At 59.3% G+C, this 18,748-nt stretch carries 21 protein-coding genes; 19 read left to right on the forward strand and 2 right to left on the reverse strand.

Features of this window, described 5'->3' with window-relative positions:
- Genes tauB through tauD form a run of 3 tightly spaced genes read left to right on the forward strand, consistent with a single transcriptional unit; the run spans position 1 to position 2,446 of the window.
- Positions 1-768, forward strand: coding sequence for a taurine ABC transporter ATP-binding subunit (gene tauB, locus ACJ8HA_RS21755; protein WP_038878069.1), 768 nt, complete (start codon positions 1-3; stop codon positions 766-768).
- Positions 765-1,601 carry a taurine ABC transporter permease TauC gene (gene tauC / locus ACJ8HA_RS21760; RefSeq protein WP_033631937.1) on the forward strand — a complete coding sequence of 279 codons (837 nt, stop codon included), beginning with the start codon at positions 765-767 and terminating at the stop codon, positions 1,599-1,601. The genes tauB and tauC overlap by 4 nt, the downstream gene beginning before the upstream one ends.
- Positions 1,598-2,446, forward strand: a complete 849-nt coding sequence (gene tauD / locus ACJ8HA_RS21765) for a taurine dioxygenase (protein ID WP_164100022.1) — start codon at positions 1,598-1,600, stop codon at positions 2,444-2,446. Before tauC ends, tauD begins: the two co-directional genes overlap by 4 nt.
- 6 nt (positions 2,447-2,452) lie before the next feature.
- Here tauD and ACJ8HA_RS21770 read toward each other — a convergent pair whose 3' ends face one another.
- Positions 2,453-4,366: an ABC transporter ATP-binding protein gene (locus ACJ8HA_RS21770; RefSeq protein ID WP_164100023.1), complete on the reverse strand. Its 1,914-nt coding sequence runs from the start codon at positions 4,364-4,366 to the stop codon at positions 2,453-2,455.
- 129 nt (positions 4,367-4,495) lie between these two features.
- Between ACJ8HA_RS21770 and kefG the strand changes: the two genes are divergently transcribed.
- The 7 genes from kefG (at position 4,496) to ACJ8HA_RS21805 (ending at position 11,633) form a co-directional block, all read left to right on the forward strand.
- The gene (gene kefG, locus ACJ8HA_RS21775) at positions 4,496-5,047 is read left to right on the forward strand and encodes a glutathione-regulated potassium-efflux system ancillary protein KefG (RefSeq protein ID WP_025159909.1); all 552 of its coding nucleotides are present in this window, start codon (positions 4,496-4,498) and stop codon (positions 5,045-5,047) included.
- Positions 5,048-5,049: 2 nt separating this feature from the next.
- Positions 5,050-6,858 carry a glutathione-regulated potassium-efflux system protein KefB gene (gene kefB, locus ACJ8HA_RS21780; RefSeq protein ID WP_043138857.1) on the forward strand — a complete coding sequence of 603 codons (1,809 nt, stop codon included), beginning with the start codon at positions 5,050-5,052 and terminating at the stop codon, positions 6,856-6,858.
- A 14-nt stretch (positions 6,859-6,872) separates the two neighbouring features.
- A complete protein-coding gene (locus ACJ8HA_RS21785) occupies positions 6,873-7,076 on the forward strand; it encodes a YheV family putative zinc ribbon protein (protein WP_015379274.1) in 204 nt (67 codons plus the stop codon).
- 112 nt (positions 7,077-7,188) lie between these two features.
- Complete coding sequence (gene slyD / locus ACJ8HA_RS21790) at positions 7,189-7,776, forward strand: peptidylprolyl isomerase (protein WP_004930407.1); 588 nt, start codon at positions 7,189-7,191, stop codon at positions 7,774-7,776.
- A gap of 92 nt (positions 7,777-7,868) precedes the next feature.
- On the forward strand, positions 7,869-8,897 hold the full coding sequence (locus tag ACJ8HA_RS21795; RefSeq protein ID WP_060448453.1) for a LacI family DNA-binding transcriptional regulator: 1,029 nt from the start codon (positions 7,869-7,871) through the stop codon (positions 8,895-8,897).
- A gap of 122 nt (positions 8,898-9,019) precedes the next feature.
- Positions 9,020-10,459 (forward strand): Na+/H+ antiporter NhaC, encoded by a 1,440-nt coding sequence (gene nhaC / locus ACJ8HA_RS21800; protein ID WP_025304505.1) that lies wholly within the window; start codon positions 9,020-9,022, stop codon positions 10,457-10,459.
- 1 nt (position 10,460) lies between these two features.
- On the forward strand, positions 10,461-11,633 hold the full coding sequence (locus tag ACJ8HA_RS21805) for a MalY/PatB family protein (RefSeq protein ID WP_025304504.1): 1,173 nt from the start codon (positions 10,461-10,463) through the stop codon (positions 11,631-11,633).
- A 15-nt stretch (positions 11,634-11,648) separates the two neighbouring features.
- On the opposite strand, the gene ACJ8HA_RS21810 is transcribed toward ACJ8HA_RS21805, so the two are convergent.
- Entirely contained in the window at positions 11,649-11,876 is a 228-nt protein-coding gene (locus ACJ8HA_RS21810) for a SlyX family protein (protein WP_025304503.1), read from the reverse strand.
- A 356-nt stretch (positions 11,877-12,232) separates the two neighbouring features.
- On the opposite strand from ACJ8HA_RS21810, the gene fkpA reads away from it, so the two are divergent.
- The 9 genes from fkpA to ACJ8HA_RS21855 form a co-directional block, all read left to right on the forward strand.
- The gene (gene fkpA / locus ACJ8HA_RS21815; RefSeq protein WP_025304502.1) at positions 12,233-13,072 is read left to right on the forward strand and encodes an FKBP-type peptidyl-prolyl cis-trans isomerase; all 840 of its coding nucleotides are present in this window, start codon (positions 12,233-12,235) and stop codon (positions 13,070-13,072) included.
- A 373-nt stretch (positions 13,073-13,445) separates the two neighbouring features.
- Entirely contained in the window at positions 13,446-14,168 is a 723-nt protein-coding gene (locus ACJ8HA_RS21820; RefSeq protein ID WP_004930418.1) for a helix-turn-helix transcriptional regulator, read from the forward strand.
- Positions 14,168-14,557, forward strand: a complete 390-nt coding sequence (gene tusD, locus ACJ8HA_RS21825; protein WP_033636259.1) for a sulfurtransferase complex subunit TusD — start codon at positions 14,168-14,170, stop codon at positions 14,555-14,557. The genes ACJ8HA_RS21820 and tusD overlap by 1 nt, the downstream gene beginning before the upstream one ends.
- Before the next feature lie 7 nt (positions 14,558-14,564).
- On the forward strand, positions 14,565-14,924 hold the full coding sequence (tusC, locus tag ACJ8HA_RS21830) for a sulfurtransferase complex subunit TusC (RefSeq protein ID WP_025304500.1): 360 nt from the start codon (positions 14,565-14,567) through the stop codon (positions 14,922-14,924).
- 9 nt (positions 14,925-14,933) lie between these two features.
- Positions 14,934-15,221 (forward strand): sulfurtransferase complex subunit TusB, encoded by a 288-nt coding sequence (gene tusB, locus ACJ8HA_RS21835; RefSeq protein ID WP_025304499.1) that lies wholly within the window; start codon positions 14,934-14,936, stop codon positions 15,219-15,221.
- Between the two features lie 143 nt (positions 15,222-15,364).
- A complete protein-coding gene (gene rpsL / locus ACJ8HA_RS21840; RefSeq protein ID WP_004930426.1) occupies positions 15,365-15,739 on the forward strand; it encodes a 30S ribosomal protein S12 in 375 nt (124 codons plus the stop codon).
- 96 nt (positions 15,740-15,835) lie between these two features.
- On the forward strand, positions 15,836-16,306 hold the full coding sequence (gene rpsG, locus ACJ8HA_RS21845) for a 30S ribosomal protein S7 (protein WP_004956203.1): 471 nt from the start codon (positions 15,836-15,838) through the stop codon (positions 16,304-16,306).
- A gap of 93 nt (positions 16,307-16,399) precedes the next feature.
- Positions 16,400-18,514 (forward strand): elongation factor G, encoded by a 2,115-nt coding sequence (fusA, locus tag ACJ8HA_RS21850; RefSeq protein ID WP_025304497.1) that lies wholly within the window; start codon positions 16,400-16,402, stop codon positions 18,512-18,514.
- Between the two features lie 70 nt (positions 18,515-18,584).
- Positions 18,585-18,748 (forward strand): GTP-binding protein (locus tag ACJ8HA_RS21855; RefSeq protein WP_023158627.1); only part of this gene is annotated, 164 nt, incomplete at its 3' end.

An 18,748-nucleotide genomic window follows, 5' to 3' on the forward strand; every position in this document is an offset into this window, starting at 1 on the left:
ATGCTAAACGTCAATCATCTTTCAGCAGAGTATCAGGGGCGGCCCGCGCTGCGTGACGTGTCGTTCCAGATCGCCGCCGGGCAACTGGTGGTGGTGCTCGGCCCGTCGGGCTGCGGTAAGACCACGCTGCTGAATTTGATCGCCGGGTTTATCGAGCCTTCAGCTGGCAGCATCACGCTGGATGGAACGCCCGTTCACGGCCCGAGCGCCGAACGGGGCGTGGTGTTCCAGCATGAGGGCTTACTGCCGTGGCGCAATGTGGTGGACAACGTCGAGTTCGGCCTGCAACTGGCCGGCGTCGGCAAGGCGCAGCGCCGCCAGGTGGCGGAGCAGATGCTGCAGCGCGTGGGGCTGGCGGGCTATGAACAGCACTTTATCTGGCAGCTTTCCGGCGGCATGCGCCAACGCGTCGGCATCGCCCGCGCTCTGGCCGCCGATCCGCGGCTGTTGTTGTTGGACGAGCCGTTCGGCGCCCTGGACGCGTTTACCCGCGAGCAGATGCAGGAGCTGTTACTGACCATTTGGCGTGATACCGGCAAGCAGGTGCTGCTGATCACCCACGATATCGAAGAGGCGGTGTTCCTCGCCAGCGAACTGCTGCTGCTGTCGCCGGGGCCAGGGCAGGTGGTGGAGCGGCTGTCGCTGAACTTCGGCCAACGCTATGCCGACGGTGAAGCCTGCCGCGCCATCAAGTCAGATCCTGAATTTATCGCGCAGCGCGAATACGTGCTGGGCAAAGTTTTCCAACAGCGCGAGGCCTTGCTATGAGCCTGCATTCCACTCTGAAGGCCGCGGCGCAGCCGCAGGGCAAAGCGGCACGCCGTTTCAGCGTGCCGCGCAACGTTTGGCTGAGCGGCGCCACGCTGTTGACGGTGTTGATCGTCTGGTGGGGCGTAACGGCGCTGCAGCTGATCAGCCCGCTGTTTTTGCCGGCGCCGCAGCAGGTGCTGCACCAGTTGATCACCATCGCCAGCCCGCAAGGCTTTATGGACGCCACGCTGTGGCAACATCTGGCGGCCAGCCTGGGGCGTATTCTGGTAGCGCTGTTGGCGGCGGTGATCGTCGGCATTCCGGTGGGCATCGCCATGGGGCTGAACGACACGGTACGCGGCATCCTCGATCCGCTGATTGAAATCTACCGCCCGGTGCCGCCGCTGGCCTATCTGCCGCTGATGGTGATTTGGTTCGGCATCGGCGAAACCTCAAAGATCTTGCTGATTTATCTGGCGATCTTCGCGCCGGTGACGCTGTCTGCCGTGGCCGGCGTGCGCAGCGTGGCGCAGGTGAGGGTGCGTGCCGCCCGCGCGTTGGGCGCCACGCGTTGGCAGGTGCTGCGTTTCGTGGTGCTGCCGAGCGCGCTGCCGGAGATCCTGACCGGCATCCGCATCGGGCTGGGCGTCGGCTGGTCGACGCTGGTGGCTGCCGAACTGATCGCCGCCACGCGCGGCCTGGGATTTATGGTGCAATCCGCCGGTGAGTTTCTGGCGACCGACGTGGTGCTGGCCGGCATCGGCGTGATTGCGGTGATTGCATTTGGGTTGGAGCTGGGGCTGCGCGCCCTGCAGCGCCGATTGACCCCGTGGCATGGAGTACAGCAATGAACGAACGTCTGAATATCACCCCGCTGGGGCCTTACATCGGGGCGCTGGTGGAAAACGTCGAGTTGGCCCGGCCGTTGGGCGATGGCCAGTTTGAACAGCTTTATCATGCGCTGCTCAAGCATCAGGTGCTGTTCTTCCGCAACCAGCCGATCACGCCGCTGCAGCAGCGCGATCTGGCCGGCCGCTTCGGCGATCTGCACATCCATCCGGTCTATCCGCACGCCACCGACGTGGAAGAGATCATCGTGCTCGATACCCACGACGACAACCCGCCGGACAACGACAACTGGCATACCGACGTGACCTTTATCGAGAACCCGCCGCTGGGGGCGATCCTGGCGGCCAAGACCTTGCCTTCCACCGGCGGCGATACGCTGTGGGCCAGCGGCATCGCGGCCTACGAGGCGCTGTCGGCGCCGTTCAGAACGCTGCTCGCGGGGCTGCGCGCAGAGCATGACTTCACCAAGTCGTTCCCGGAGCACAAGCATCGCGGCAGTGAAGAAGAACACCAGCGTTGGCAACTGGCGGTGCAGAAAAATCCGCCGCTGCTGCATCCGGTGGTGCGTACTCACCCGGTCAGCGGCCGGCAGGCGCTGTTCGTCAATGAAGGGTTCACCACGCGGATCGTCGATCTGGCGCCGAAGGAGAGCGACGCTTTGCTGAACTTCCTGTTTGCTCACATCACCAAACCGGAGTTTCAGGTGCGCTGGCGCTGGCAGGAAAATGACGTGGCGATCTGGGATAACCGCGTGACGCAGCACTACGCCAACGCGGATTATCTGCCGCAGCGGCGCATCATGCACCGCGCGACCATTCTGGGGGACAAGCCCTTTTACAAGGCGTAACAACGTTTAGGCGTCGAACGCCTGCGTTAACTGCTCCAGCTGTTCCTGCGCATCCAGCCAGGTCATTTCCGTCTCTTCGAGCGCGGATTTGGCCTGGCTTTGCTTTTGCAGGCAGTCGGTCAGTTCGACCTTGCGGCTGATGTCGTACAGTGCGGGATCCGCCAACTGCTCTTCCACCGCCGCCAGTTCGGCGCCCAGTTTTTCCATCTGCTGTTCCAGCTTGGCGATCTGCTTGCGCAGCGGTTGGGTCTGCGTACGGAACTCCGCCTCGCGGCGTTTTTGGTCCTTGCGCGCCTGCGCGCTGTTGCCGCCGCTCTCTTTTTCCGGTGCATCCTGCTGGTTTTCCTGGCGCTGCAGGTCGACAAGCCACTGCTGGTAGTCGTCGAGATCGCCCTCGAAAGGCTCGACCTGGCCGTCATGCACCAAGTACAGATCGTCGGTGGTGGAGCGCAGCAGGTGACGGTCGTGCGAGACCACCACCAACGCGCCTTCGAAATCGATCAGCGCCTCGGTCAGCGCCTGACGCATGTCGAGATCCAGGTGGTTGGTCGGTTCATCGAGCAGCAGCAGGTTCGGGCGTTGCCAGACGATCAGTGCCAGCACCAGCCGCGCCTTCTCGCCGCCGGAGAAACGTTCGGTCACTTCGCTGACCTTGTCGCCCTGGAACCCGAAACCGCCCAGGTAATCTCGCAGCTGCTGCTCCAGCACCCGTGGCGCGATGCGGCTCAGATGCTGCAACGGCGATTCGTCGGCGCGCAGGAATTCCAGCTGGTGCTGGGCGAAGTAACCCAGCTTGATGCCTTTCGCCAGGCCGATCTCGCCGCTCAGCGGTTCCAGGGTGCCGGCCAGCAGTTTGATCAACGTCGATTTACCGGCGCCGTTGCGGCCGAGCAGGCCAATGCGTGAACCGGGTACCAGGTTCAGCTTGATTGACTTCAAGATCACTTTATCGCCATATCCGGCGCTGACTTTTTCCATGCGCAGCAGCGGGTTCGGCAGGCTTTCCGGCGGGCGGAAGCTGAAGGTGAACGGGTTGTCGACGTGCGCCGGGGCGATCAGCTCCATGCGCTCCAGCATCTTGATGCGGCTCTGCGCCTGCTTGGCCTTGGAGGCCTTCGCCCGAAAACGGTCGATATAACTTTGCAGGTGCGCCACTTTTTCTTGCTGATGCTGATACAGCGACTGTTGCTGCGCCAATTTGGTGGCGCGCTGGCGTTCGAACGACGAGTAGTTGCCGGTGTATTCGTTCAGGGTCTGCTGTTCGATATGCAGGATCTTGTCGACAATCGGATCGAGGAAGTCGCGGTCATGCGAGATCAGCACCAGCGTGCCGGGGTAGCTTTTCAGCCAGCGCTCCAGCCAGATCACCGCATCGAGATCCAGGTGGTTGGTCGGTTCGTCGAGCAGCAGCAGGTCGGAACGGCACACCAGCGCCTGCGCCAGGTTGAGACGCATGCGCCAGCCGCCGGAAAAGTCGCGCACCGGGCTTTGCAGCTGTTCGTTGGAGAAGCCGAGGCCGTGCAGCAGGCTGGCGGCGCGGGAACGGATGGTCCAGGCGTCGATGGCGTCCAGCTTACCGTGCAGGGTGGCGATGGCGTGGCCGTCGTTGCGGTCGTTGGCGGCCTGCAGTTCGGCTTCGAGCTGGCGAAACTCGCGGTCGCCGTCGATAACATACTCGATCGCCGGCACGTCCAGCGCCGGCGTCTCCTGGTTGACCCAGGCCAGCGCCCAGTTGCCGGGGAAGGTAAAGCTGCCGCCATCCGCCGCGATCTCGCCCTTCAGCAGCGACAGCAGCGTGGATTTGCCGCAGCCATTTTTGCCCACCAGGCCGACCTTCTGACCTGGATTAACCGTCGCCGTGGCGTTGTCCAGCAGGACGCGGATGCCGCGTCGGATTTGTAGCGAGGAGAATACAATCATAAAGCGCCGTATGTTCAGAGTATGTTAAATTATCATTAAGGTAACAGAACGCGCACCGCGCGCTGTTTTTGTCTTTGCGATGCATGGTAGCGGAAAACCGCTACTCTGACGACGCTTTGGAGGGGAATGATGTCGCAGCCGCCCAAGGTCTTGCTGCTGTATGCCCATCCGGAATCCCATGACTCGGTGGCGAACCGGGTTTTGCTTCGACCGGCGCAGCAGTTAGAACATGTCACCGTGCACGATCTCTACGCGCACTACCCTGATTTTTTTATCGATATTCATCACGAACAACAGCTGCTGCGTGAGCATCAGGTCATCGTGTTTCAGCACCCTCTGTATACCTACAGCTGTCCGGCGCTGCTGAAGGAGTGGCTGGATCGCGTGCTGTCGCGCGGCTTCGCCAGCGGGGTGGGCGGCAATGCGCTGGCGGGCAAATACTGGCGCTCGGTGATCACCACCGGTGAGCCGGAAGGCGCCTACCGCACCGGCGGTTATAACCACTATCCGATGGAAGATATCCTGCGGCCGTTCGAGCTGACCGCCGGGATGTGCCATATGCACTGGCTGACGCCGTTCGTGGTTTATTGGGCGCGGCGGCAGAAGCCGGAGGTGTTGCGCAGCCATGCAGACGCCTACGGCGAGTGGCTGAGCCACCCGCTGCCGCACGGAGGGCGGTGACCATGGAAGGATCGACCTTACTGACCGCCATTTTGCTGTTCCTGTTTGCCGCGGTGGTGACGGTGCCGATCGCCCGTCGCCTGGGGATCGGCGCGGTGCTGGGCTATCTGATCGCCGGCATTGCCATCGGCCCTTGGGGATTGGGCTTCATCCGCGACGTTGACGAGATCCTGCACTTCTCCGAGCTGGGCGTGGTGTTCCTGATGTTCATCATCGGTCTGGAGCTGAACCCCAGCAAGCTGTGGGAACTGAGGCGCTCGATTTTCGGCGCCGGCGCCGGCCAGGTGTTGCTCACCGCGGCGGTGCTGGGCGCGTTGCTGTACCTGACGCACTTCGCCTGGCAGGCGGCGGTGATCGGCGGTATCGGCCTGGCGATGTCTTCCACCGCCATGGCGCTGCAGCTGATGCGCGAAAAGGGCATGAACCGCAACGAAGGGGGGCAGCTCGGTTTCTCGGTGCTGCTGTTCCAGGATATGGCGGTGATCCCGGCGTTGGCGTTGATCCCCATTCTGGCCGGCGCCGGCGGCACCAGCGACGACTGGGCGAAGATCGCGCTCAAGGTCGCGGCGTTCGGCGGCATGCTGATCGGCGGACGCTTTCTGCTGCGGCCGCTGTTCCGCTATATCGCCGCCTCCGGCGTGCGCGAGATTTTCACCGCCGCGGCGCTGTTGTTGGTGCTCGGCTCGGCGCTGTTTATGGAGGCGCTCGGCCTGTCGATGGCGCTCGGCACCTTCATCGCCGGGGTGCTGTTGGCGGAGAGCGAATATCGCCACGAACTGGAGATCTCCATCGAGCCGTTTAAAGGGCTGCTGCTGGGGCTGTTCTTTATCTCGGTGGGCATGGTGTTGAATATCGGCGTGCTCTACACCCACCTGGCCGAGGTGTTGATCGGCGTACTGGCGCTGGTGGCGGTCAAATCCGGCGTGCTCTATGGCGTGTCGCGTCTGTTCGGCCTGCGTAGCTCGGTGCGGCTGCAGTTTGCCGGGGTGCTCAGCCAGGGCGGTGAGTTTGCCTTCGTACTGTTTTCGGCGGCGGGGACGCAAAAGGTGCTGCAGCCGGATCAACTCTCTTTGCTGCTGGTGGTGGTGACGCTGTCGATGATGACCACGCCGCTGCTGATGCAGGTCATCGACCGCATTTTGGCGCGCCGCTATAACGCTAAAGGCGAAGACGAGGAAACGCCGTACGTAGAGGATGACGATCCGCAGGTGATCATCGTCGGCTTCGGGCGTTTCGGCCAGGTGATCGGCCGCCTGTTGATGGCCAACAAAATGCGCATTACCGTACTGGAGCGCGACGTCAGCGCCGTCGGCGTGCTGCGGCGTTACGGTTACCAGGTTTATTACGGCGACGCCACCGAGCTGGAGCTGTTGCGCGCGGCGGGCGCCGAAAAGGCCAAGTCGATCGTGATCACCTGCAATGAGCCGGAAGACACCATGGAGATCGTGCGGCTGTGCCAACAGCACTTTCCGAACCTGAGCATTCTGGCGCGCGCGCGCGGCCGCGTGGAGGCGCATGAGCTGCTGCAGGCGGGCGTGAAACAGTTCAGCCGCGAAACCTTCTCCAGCGCGCTGGAACTGGGGCGCAAGGCGCTGATGGAGTTGGGCATGCACCCGCATCAGGCTTTCCGCGCCCAGCAGCATTTCCGCCGTCTGGATATGCGCATGCTGCGTGAGCTGATGCCGCCGCATCAGGGCGACGTGGCGCAAATTTCCCGCGTGAAAGAGGCGCGGCGCGAGCTGGAAGAGCTGTTCCATCGCGAAATGCAAAAAGAAAGTCGCCAGTTCGACGGCTGGGACGAATACGAATAAGCGGGAGCATAACGATGTCTGCAACACGTAAGAGATTTATCGCCGGGGCGGTGTGCCCGAGCTGTAGCGCTATGGATACGTTGGCGGTATGGCGGGAGGATCAGGTGGAAGTGGTGGAGTGCGTCAAGTGCGGACACCATCAGCGCCAGACCGAACAACAGGTGGAAAAACACGTTCGCCCGCAAGAGCAGGTGATCGGCATTTTCCAGCCGAAGTAGCGTTTTTTTATCCCGGAGGGTACAGCGAGGCAGATTTCCGTTACAATCTGTCCGGAAAAGGCGCGCATCCCGATAACGGTGCGCGTCCTAGTAGCCAACGGTAGGAGATATCATGAAAGTAGCAAAAGACTTGGTGGTCAGCCTGGCTTACCAAGTACGTACAGAAGACGGTGTTTTGGTTGATGAGTCTCCGGTGAGCGCACCGCTGGACTATCTGCACGGGCATGGTTCTCTGATCGCAGGTCTGGAAAAAGCACTCGAAGGCCACGACGTTGGCGATCGTTTTGACGTTCACGTCGGCGCGAACGACGCGTACGGCAACTACGACGAAAACCTGGTGCAGCGCGTACCGAAAGACGTCTTCATGGGCGTTGACGAACTGCAGGTCGGCATGCGTTTTCTGGCTGACACCGATCAGGGCCCGGTACCGGTTGAAATCACCGAAGTTGACGGTGACCACGTCGTGGTTGACGGCAACCACATGCTGGCCGGCCAAAACCTGAACTTCAACGTGGAAGTTGTCGCGATCCGCGAAGCGACCGCAGAAGAGCTGGCGCACGGTCACGTACACGGCGAGCACGACCATCACCACGAGCACGGTGAAGGTTGCTGCGGCGGTCACGGCCACAGCCACGATCACGACCATGGTCACGACCACGGTAAAGGCGGTTGCGGTAACGGTGGTTGCGGCTGCCACTAAGCAGAACGCAATCCCGAGACAAGAGGGCGGCCATTGGCTGCCCTTTTTTATGCGCGGCGCACCAGGCGCCGAACGGCAAAACAGGACATGCCATGGCCACCATGAAAGACGTTGCGCGCCGCGCCGGCGTTTCCACGGCCACCGTCAGCCGGGTGATCAATAATACCGCCTACGTTGAACCGGTGACCCGCGAACGCGTCGAGAAAGCGATGCGCGAGTTCAATTACCACCGCAACGCCGCCGCGCTGGCACTGGCGAAAAGAAGCGGCAATATGCTGGGGTTGCTGACCGGCAACCTCGACGATCCGTTTTTCTCGCGCCTGGCGCGGGGCGTGGAAGACATCACGCGGCAGGCCGGCGTGCGTTTGATGTTGTGCAGCGGCGGGCATCAGGCCGAACTGGAAAAAAGCGGCCTCGACTTTCTCATCAATCAGGGATGCGAAGCCATTGTGGCGCACGTCACGCGCATGGGAGAAGAGGAGCTGCTGCGCTACGCCGCCCACACGCCCGCGTTGGTGCTGGTCAATCGCTACCTGCCGGCCATCGCCAATCGTTGTATTTGGCTCGACAATGCCAAGGCGGCACAGGCGGCGACCGAGCTACTCATTCGCCAGGGGCATCGGAGAATCGCCTGCGTGACGGCGGATTTGCCGATCGACGACCGCGCACAGCGGTTAGCGGGTTACCGCAAGGCCATGGCCGCCGCTGGTATTGAGGTGCCCGGAGCCTGGATCATCAGCGTGCCCTTCAACGAGAAAGGGGGCGAGTTGGCGGCCGAGCGCGTGCTGGCCAGCGACCCACGCTTCACCGCCGCAGTGACGTTCAACGACGTGATGGCCGCCGGCATGATGCGCACCTGCCATCAACGGCACATTCAGTTGCCCGATGCGCTGTCGATCGTTGGCTTTGACGACATTGCCCTGGCGAAATATCTCCACCCTTCGCTGACCACTGTGCATTACCCCATCGAGAAAATGGCCCGACGCGCCGCGCGCCTCGCGCTGCAGATCCACAGCGGCAGCGACGTCGCGCCGCAGAACAACCGCTTTTCGGCCGAGCTTATCCTGCGAGACTCTGTCACCGATGGCGAGCCGCATGAGCAAAGCAAGCGCGGCGAATGAGAGACAAGTCACACAACGTGAGCGCATGAAACCGATTACATGGCCGGTTGCCTGCGCTCACATCCTCCGATTATCGAAGCCATTACGCTGTTGCAGTACCCCATCTTCAACAGGAGCCGTATATGGATAATAAGAAAACGCTCAACCTTGGGTTGGCGACGCTGCCGATTGTGGCCATGCTGTTGCTGCTCATCATCGGCTATGGCCAGTTTGGCCTGCGCATTGAACCGCTTCTGCTGGTTTCCGCCGCCATCACCGCCGCGCTGGCCTGGTGGCAAGGTTACCGCTGGGACGACATCATCGAGGCCATCGTGGCCAAGCTGGCGAAGGCCATGCCGGTGATCATGATCCTGATCTGCGTAGGTGGCCTGATCGGCACCTGGATGATCAGCGGTACAATCCCTTACATGGTGTATTGGGGGCTGAAGCTGATCAGTCCGCAATATATTCTGATTGCCGCGTTCTTCATCACCAGCGTGATCTCGGTGTGCACCGGCACCTCGTGGGGGGCAGCCGGCACCGTGGGCGTGGCGCTGATGGGCGTGGCCGCCGGTTTAGACGTGCCACTGGCCGCCGCGGCTGGGGCGGTGGTGTCCGGCGCCTACTTCGGCGACAAAATTTCGCCGTTGTCCGATTCGACGAATTTCGCGGCTATCGTTGCGGATACCGATCTCTACAGCCATATCCAGCATCTGATGTACACGACGTTGCCGAGCTTCATCCTGGCCGCCGTGGTGTACCTGATCGCCGGCCACACCGGCGCGGTGGGCAGCGTGGCAACGCCGGAAAAAGTGACCGAAATCGTCAGCGCGCTTGAGGGGCTGTACCATTTCAACCTGCTGTTGATCCTGCCACCGGTGCTGGTGCTGTGGGGCGCGGTGACCAAACGGCCGGTGATCCCTGTCATGCTGGCCGCCTGCGCGCTGGCGATCGCCATCGGCGTCGCGCTGCAGGGTTTTAGCCTGCAACAGGGGCTGAATGCGTTGATGGACGGCTTCAATCTGTCGATGTTCGCCAGCCAGGGCCATCACGTCGAAGGGATCGTCGCCGATGTGCCGCGCCTGCTGAACCGCGGCGGCATGTTCTCGATGATGAGTACGATCCTGCTGGTGTTCTGCGCCTTTTCCTTCGCCGGCGCCCTGACGCTGACCGGCGCCCTGACGGTGATCATCAGCCGGCTGCTGCACGTGGTGCACACCACCGGCCAACTGATCGCCGCCACCGTTGCCACCACGATCCTGGTGACCGGCGCGACCAGCGACGGCAAGCTGGCGCTGCTGATCCCAGCGGAGCTGTTCAAAGGGGCCTATCGGCGCATGGGGCTGGACAACAAAAACCTGTCGCGCACCGTCGAGGATGCGGGCACCGTTATCGAGCCGCTGATCCCGTGGACGGCCGCCGGTATTTACATGGCGACCACGCTGGGGGTCAGCACGCTCGATCTGCTGCCGTGGGCGATCCAATGTTATGCCGCGGTGGTGTTCGCCCTGATTTATGGGTTCACCGGCTTCGGTATCGCCAAACTTCAACCTCAGAACGATTTGCAGCGTAAGGAAGCCTGACATGACGAGTCATTTCAACGCCATCATCGATCGCCACAACACCAGCTCCGTGAAGTGGGACTTCATCGACCGCTATCTGCAACTGGATGGCAGCGAACTGTTGCCGATGTGGGTGTCCGATTTCGATTTTCCATGTCCGCCAGAGGTGCAACAGGCGCTGCATCAGCGGGTGGACCACGGGGTCTTTGGCTACAGCGAACGTGACGACGCCTACTATCAGGCGGCGATCGACTGGTTCGCCAAACGGCACGACTTGCCGCTGCGGCGTGAGTGGTTTACGTCGATTGAGGGGGTGGTGCCCGGATTGGCGATGCTGATCCAACTGCTCAGCAAGCCGGGGGACGGTGTGGTGGTGCAGGGGCCGTATTATGGCTCGTTCGCCAAGATAGTCACCATGAATGGCAGAGAGGTGCTTGAGAATCCTCTGTTGAAAACTCCGCAGGGATATCGGATCGATTTCGACCAGTTGGCTGCCTGTCTGGCACAGCGTAAACCGCCGCTGTTGTTGCTGTGCAATCCGCACAATCCGACAGGCCGTTGCTGGCGCCGCGATGAACTGGAGCGGCTCATGGCGCTTTGCCATACCCACGACGTTACGGTGATCTCCGATGAGATCTGGGCCGATCTGCTGCTGCCCGGCGAGACGTTTACGTCGGTGTTGCATCTGGACAAGAAATATCGCGAGCGAGCGATTGCGGCGACGTCCGCCAGCAAAACGTTCGGCCTTTCCTCGCTGCGCATTTCGAATTTCCTGATCCCCAACGCTCGGCTTCGGCAGGCGTTTGTCGATCGGCTGAATGCCCACGGGCTGGATGTGTTCAACGCGCTATCGATGACGGCGGCGACCGCGGCCTATCAACGGGGTGCTGTCTGGCTTGATGAGCTGCTCAGCTACCTGGCGGAGAATCGGCGTTGGTTTGAACGGGCGCTGGCGGCCGCCGCGCCCTGGTGCACGATGACCCAGGCAGAAGGGACCTATCTCGCCTGGCTGGATTGCCGTGCACTGGGTTTGAGCGATGCTGACTTACAGCAGGCGCTGGTGGCGGTGGCAAAGCTGGCTCCGTCGATGGGCAGCGGTTTCGGCCCGCAGGGGAGCGGTTTTATCCGCATCAACCTGGGGTGCCCGCGCCGGTATCTCGAGCGTGCCGTCGATGGGTTGGCACGCCTGAAATAACCGCGCAACGGACCCTCAATAGTGCGGCGGAGGGGTTTCTTCCGATTGCGAGGCGATCATTGAGGTTTGGGTCGAGCGCAGCTTGTCGGTCAACATGCGCAGGTGTTCGCGCATCTTCAGCATTTCCATTTGATGCTGGGTAACGGTCTGGTTGAGCTCTTCGATGGTGAGCTCTTGGAAAGCCTGACGGCTCTCCAGTTCTTCAAGCCGCTGTAGCAGGCGTTGAATGTCGGCGTTGTGCATGAGGCTACCTCTGACGCGATAAAATCCTGATTCGGCGCTATGGTAACAGCTGGCGCCGGGTTTGCTCGCGCTATTTCTTCAGACGGCGCGCAACGTTGCGATCGGCAGTGTAAAGTGCTGAAAAGTTGCGCGCCCGATACGCCGTTTTTTGCTAACCTCGCCGAATATTCTGCAAGAAAAATCTGATTTATCATACGAGTAGCACGCAGGGGGAAACTTCTCGGCAAAGTGGGAGTCACACTTTGACTCGATTGGTTACCTGTGCGACTGTTTTGTTTTGTTTCAGGCAGCTATAGTAGCCCGGTTATCTTACCTAATGATTGTTTGGGGCATTGCTTCAGACACTGGAGAAATGGATGAAATCTTTGTTTAAAGTCACGCTTCTGGCAACCACCATGGCTTTTGCTCTGAATGCGACCCAGGTCATGGCAGCCGATGCCGCCAAACCGGCAGAAGCCGCTAAACCAGCGGACGCGGCAGCAGCGCCAAGCACCGGCAAGTTCAAAAACGACGACGAGCAAGCGGCTTACGCACTGGGCGCCTCTCTCGGCCGTTACATGGACAACTCTCTGAAAGAGCAAGAGAAGCTGGGCATCAAGCTGGACAAAGATCAGCTGATCGCCGGCGTTCAGGACGCGTTCGCCAACAAGAGCAAGCTGAACGATGCCGACATCGAGAAGACCCTGCAGGGCTTCGAAGCGCGCGTGAAGGCTTCCGCTCAGGCGAAGATGGAGCAGGACGCCAAGGACAACGAAACCAAAGGCGCCAAGTATCGCGACAGCTTCGCTAAAGAAAAAGGCGTGAAGAAAACCGAATCCGGCCTGCTGTATCAGGTAGAGAAACCGGGCGCGGGTGAAGCGCCGAAAGACAGCGACACCGTGGTGGTGAACTACAAAGGCACCCTGACCGACGGTACCGAGTTCGATAACTCCTATACCCGCGGCGAGCCGCTGTCGTTCCGTCTGGACGGCGTGATCCCTGGCTGGACCGAAGGTCTGAAGCACATCAAGAAAGGCGGAAAAATCAAGCTGGTGATCCCACCGGCGCTGGCCTACGGCAAAACCGGCGTTCCGGGCATCCCAGCTAACTCCACGCTGGTCTTCGACGTTGAGCTGCTGGACGTGAAAGCGGCGCCGAAAGCCGACGCTAAAGCCGAAAAACCGGCTGATGCGAAAGCCGATACCAAAGCGAAATAATCTCGTCGCTTTGTTTGCCACCGCCGCGGATGCCCTCCGCGGCGGTTTTCATTTTGGCCGCCGCCGCCTCTCTCGCCATTGAACGCTTGACGCCTGCCGGGCATCGGGCTTAACGTCAATACCACGCGCAAACGCAAGGACTTTGCTCCGGCCGCTTTGCTAGACTAATAATTCTGACTTATCAGTCATGCGTCTGCCCCTTAGGGCGTGTACCTAAAATTGTTCCCGGCCGCCTCGCCCGCGGATGTCATCGTGCCGTTTTATGCGGCTCTCAGCCAGCCGCGCGGCGGCATGCCGACGACGGCAGCGATCCGGTCCGAGCGGTTTTAGCTGCGCCCCCTGGCACAGGCGATCTATGAGGGTGGTATCTTCGATGTCGAATTCGCTTTTATCCAGCGAAGCCAGCGAACTTGATTTGCTGAATGAACGTCCGTTTACTCAAACGGATCATGAAATCCTGAAATCCTATGAAGCGGTGGTCGACGGGCTGGCGATGTTGATCGGCGGCCACTGTGAGATCGTATTGCACGCGCTGGAAGACCTGAACAGCTCGGCGGTGCGCATCGCCAACGGGGAACACACCGGGCGCAAAATCGGCTCGCCGATCACCGACCTGGCGCTGCGCATGCTGCACGACATGGCCGGCGACGACAGCAGCGTGTCGAAAGCCTACTTTACCCGCGCCAAGAGCGGCGTGTTGATGAAATCGGTGACCATTGCCATTCGCAATCGCGAGCAGCGGGTGATCGGCTTGCTGTGCATCAACATGAACCTCGACGTGCCGTTCTCGCAGATCATGCAGACTTTTATGCCGCCGGCCACGCAGGACGTGCCGTCGTCGGTGAATTTCGCCTCTTCCGTCGACGATCTGGTGGCGCAGACGCTGGAGTTCACCATCGAAGAGGTGAACGCCGACCGCTCGGTGTCCAATAACGCCAAGAATCGCCAGGTGGTGCTCAACCTCTATGAGAAAGGCATCTTCGATATCAAGGATGCGATCAATCAGGTGGCGGATCGCCTGAATATCTCCAAACACACCGTGTATCTGTACATCCGCCAGTTCAAGAGTGGCGATCTGTTGGGAAGCGACCGTTGATGCTCGATTATTGTCTGTTGGTCACCGGCCCGGCTTACGGCACGCAGCAGGCCAGCAGCGCCTATCAGTTCGCTCAGGCTTTGCTGGCGAAAGGGCACCGGCTTTCCAGCGTTTTTTTCTACCGTGAAGGGGTGTTGAACGCCAACCAACTGACCGCGCCGGCCAGCGACGAATTCGACCTGGTGCGCGGCTGGACGCAGCTGGCGCAGCAACACGGCGTGGCGCTCAACGTCTGCGTTGCTGCCGCGCTGCGCCGTGGCGTCACCGACGAGCAGGAGGCGGCGCAACAGGGGCTGGCAAGCGCCAACCTGCAGCCCGGCTTTACCCTGAGCGGGCTGGGTTCCCTGGCCGAAGCGTCGCTGAGTTGCGACCGTCTGGTGCAGTTCTGAGGATATGATGAAACGAGTCGCTTTTGTTTTCACCCACGGGCCGCACGGCGGTGCCGGCGGCAGGGAAGGGCTGGATGCGCTGCTTGCCACATCGGCGCTCAGTGAGGATTTGGGGGTGTTTTTTGTCGGCGATGGCGTATTGCAGCTGTTGCCGGGCCAGCAACCGGAAAAAATCTTGGCGCGCAATTACATCGCCACCTTCGGCGTGCTGCCGTTGTATGACGTGGAGCGCTGCTATCTATGCCAGGCTTCGCTGCAGGAGCGTGGGCTGAGTCAGGTGACCGATTGGGTGCTGGATGCCGAGGTGCTGGCGCCGGATGAATTGCGCCGCCAATTGGCCGGTTACGACGCCGTGATGACGTTTTAGGATCTTCTGATGCTGTATACCCTGAGCCATTCGCCAAACCAATGTGACTTACCTGCGCTGCTGCGCCTGGCGGCGGAGGGCGACGCGCTGTTGCTGCTACAGGACGGCGTGCTTGCAGGCCTTGCCGGCAGCGCTCATCTTGAATTGCTGCTCGCCGCCCCCATATCCCTTTATGCGCTGCAGGATGACCTGGAAGCCCGGGGATTGGTTGGTCATTTTTCGCACAAAATCACTGTCATCGGCTATAATCACTTCGTTGAATTAACCGAACAACACCGCAGCCAAATGGCCTGGTAATGAGAGTGATGTTGTATATTTCTTGACACCCATACTGGTCAGCCCTAAAATTCTGCGTCCTCGTACTCTGCCAATAGTGCATACGAGGGGATTTATCACATGTTTACGAAGCTAGTACGAAGCAAAAACCAGGAGCTTTTTTAATGGCAACAATTAACCAGCTGGTTCGCAAACCACGCTCTGTGAAGGCTGCTAAAAGCAACGTTCCAGCGCTGGAAGCCTGCCCGCAGAAACGTGGCGTATGCACCCGCGTATATACCACTACCCCGAAAAAACCAAACTCCGCACTGCGTAAAGTTTGCCGTGTGCGTTTGACTAACGGTTTCGAAGTGACTTCCTACATCGGTGGCGAAGGCCACAACCTGCAGGAACACTCCGTAATCCTGATCCGTGGCGGTCGTGTAAAAGACCTGCCAGGTGTGCGTTACCACACCGTCCGTGGTGCACTTGACTGCTCCGGTGTTAAAGACCGTAAGCAAGCTCGTTCCAAGTACGGCGTGAAGAAGCCAAAGGCTTAATGGTTCTCCGTTAAGTAAGGCCAAACGTTTTAACTTTAATGTCAAAATAAACTCGTAGAGTTTTGGACAATCCTGAATTAACAACGGAGTATTTCCATGCCACGTCGTCGCGTAATCGGCCAACGTAAAATCCTGCCAGATCCTAAGTTCGGATCTGAGCTGCTGGCCAAATTTGTAAATATCCTGATGGTAGACGGTAAAAAATCTACTGCAGAAGCAATCGTCTATACCGCGCTGGAGACCCTGGCTCAGCGTTCTGGTAAAGATCACCTGGAAGCTTTCGAAGTCGCTCTCGACAACGTTCGCCCGACTGTAGAAGTTAAGTCGCGTCGCGTTGGCGGTTCTACTTATCAGGTACCAGTTGAAGTCCGCCCGGTTCGTCGTAATGCTCTGGCAATGCGTTGGATCGTTGATGCTGCACGTAAACGCGGTGATAAATCCATGGCTCTGCGCCTGGCGAACGAGCTGTCTGACGCAGCAGAGAACAAAGGTTCTGCTGTTAAGAAGCGTGAAGACGTTCACCGTATGGCCGAAGCCAACAAGGCGTTCGCCCACTACCGCTGGTAATCACCTGGCTGTAGTCATGCTAACCAAGCGGGCGCGTCAAATCGGCCCGCTTGGGTTAACTGAACTTGAACGCCCTAGGAATAGAGGAATCAAATGGCTCGTACAACACCCATTGCACGCTACCGTAACATCGGTATCAGTGCTCACATCGACGCCGGTAAAACCACCACTACCGAACGTATTCTGTTCTACACCGGTGTAAACCACAAAATCGGTGAAGTTCATGACGGCGCTGCCACCATGGACTGGATGGAACAGGAGCAGGAGCGTGGTATTACCATCACTTCTGCAGCGACTACTGCTTTCTGGTCTGGTATGGCCAAGCAGTTCGAACCGCATCGCGTAAACATCATCGACACCCCAGGGCACGTTGACTTCACCATCGAAGTAGAACGTTCCATGCGTGTGCTGGATGGCGCGGTAATGGTTTACTGTGCTGTTGGTGGTGTTCAGCCACAGTCTGAAACCGTATGGCGTCAGGCTAACAAATACAAAGTGCCACGTATCGCGTTCGTTAACAAAATGGACCGTATGGGCGCTAACTTCCTGAAAGTTGTTGGCCAGATCAAATCTCGTCTGGGCGCTAACCCTGTTCCTCTGCAGCTGGCTATCGGCGCAGAAGACAAATTCACCGGCGTTATCGACCTGGTGAAAATGAAGGCGATCAACTGGAACGAAGAAGACGCAGGCGTAACCTTCGAATACGAAGACGTCCCGGCTGACATGATGGATCTGGCTGAAGAATGGCGCCAGAACCTGATCGAGTCCGCTGCGGAAGCTTCCGAAGAGCTGATGGAAAAATACCTGGGCGGCGAAGAGCTGACCGAGGAAGAAATCAAAGCAGCTCTGCGTCAGCGCGTACTGAACAACGAAATCATCCTGGTTACCTGTGGTTCTGCGTTCAAGAACAAGGGCGTGCAGGCGATGCTGGATGCGGTAATCGAATACCTGCCGGCACCAACTGACGTTCCTGCGATCAACGGTATCCTGGACGACGGTAAAGACACTCCGGCTGAGCGTCACGCAAGTGATGACGAGCCGTTCTCTGCGCTGGCGTTCAAAATCGCTACCGACCCGTTCGTAGGTAACTTGACCTTCTTCCGCGTGTACTCCGGCGTTGTTAACTCCGGCGACACCGTGCTGAACTCCGTTAAGTCTGCGCGCGAGCGTTTTGGCCGTATCGTTCAGATGCACGCCAACAAGCGTGAAGAGATCAAAGAAGTTCGCGCAGGCGACATCGCCGCTGCGATCGGTCTGAAAGACGTGACCACCGGGGACACCCTGTGTGATCCAGACTCTCCAATCATCCTGGAGCGTATGGAATTCCCTGAGCCGGTAATCTCTATCGCCGTTGAACCGAAAACCAAAGCTGACCAAGAAAAAATGGGTCTGGCTCTGGGCCGTCTGGCTAAAGAAGACCCGTCGTTCCGCGTATGGACTGACGAAGAGTCTAACCAGACCATCATCGCCGGTATGGGTGAACTGCACCTCGACATCATCGTTGACCGCATGAAGCGTGAATTCAACGTTGAAGCTAACGTGGGCAAACCTCAGGTAGCTTACCGCGAAGCGATTCGCGCGAAGATTACCGACGTTGAAGGTAAGCACGCCAAGCAGTCTGGTGGTCGCGGTCAGTACGGTCACGTTGTGATCGACATGTACCCACTGGAGCCGGGCTCTAACCCGAAAGGTTACGAGTTCGTCAACGACATCAAAGGTGGTGTAATTCCTGGCGAATACATCCCTGCCGTTGATAAAGGCATCCAGGAGCAGCTGAAGTCTGGTCCGTTGGCTGGTTACCCGGTAGTAGACATGGGTATTCGTCTGCACTTCGGTTCTTACCACGACGTTGACTCCTCTGAACTGGCGTTTAAACTGGCCGCGTCTATCGCCTTTAAAGAAGGCTTTAAGAAAGCGAAACCAGTTCTGCTTGAGCCTATCATGAAGGTTGAAGTTGAGACTCCAGAAGAGAACACCGGTGACGTTATCGGTGACTTGAGCCGTCGTCGCGGCATGCTGCGCGGTCAGGAATCTGAAGTGACTGGCGTTAAGATCCACGCTGAAGTACCGTTGTCCGAAATGTTCGGCTACGCAACTCAGCTGCGTTCTCTGACTAAAGGTCGCGCATCATACACCATGGAATTCCTGAAGTATGATGATGCACCGAACAACGTCGCTCAGGCCGTAATCGAAGCCCGTGGCAAATAAGCCGCAGGGTTAAAACCAAAGTCCCGTGCTCTCTCCAGAAGGGGAGAGCGCTATAGTAAGGAATATAGCCGTGTCTAAAGAAAAATTTGAACGTACAAAACCGCACGTTAACGTTGGTACTATCGGCCACGTTGACCACGGTAAAACTACCCTGACTGCAGCGATCACCACCGTTCTGGCTAAAACCTACGGCGGTTCTGCACGTGCTTTCGACCAGATCGATAACGCGCCAGA

The sequence above is a fragment of the Serratia sp. CY33802 genome (assembly GCF_052169095.1).
GTDB lineage: Bacteria > Pseudomonadota > Gammaproteobacteria > Enterobacterales > Enterobacteriaceae > Serratia > Serratia bockelmannii.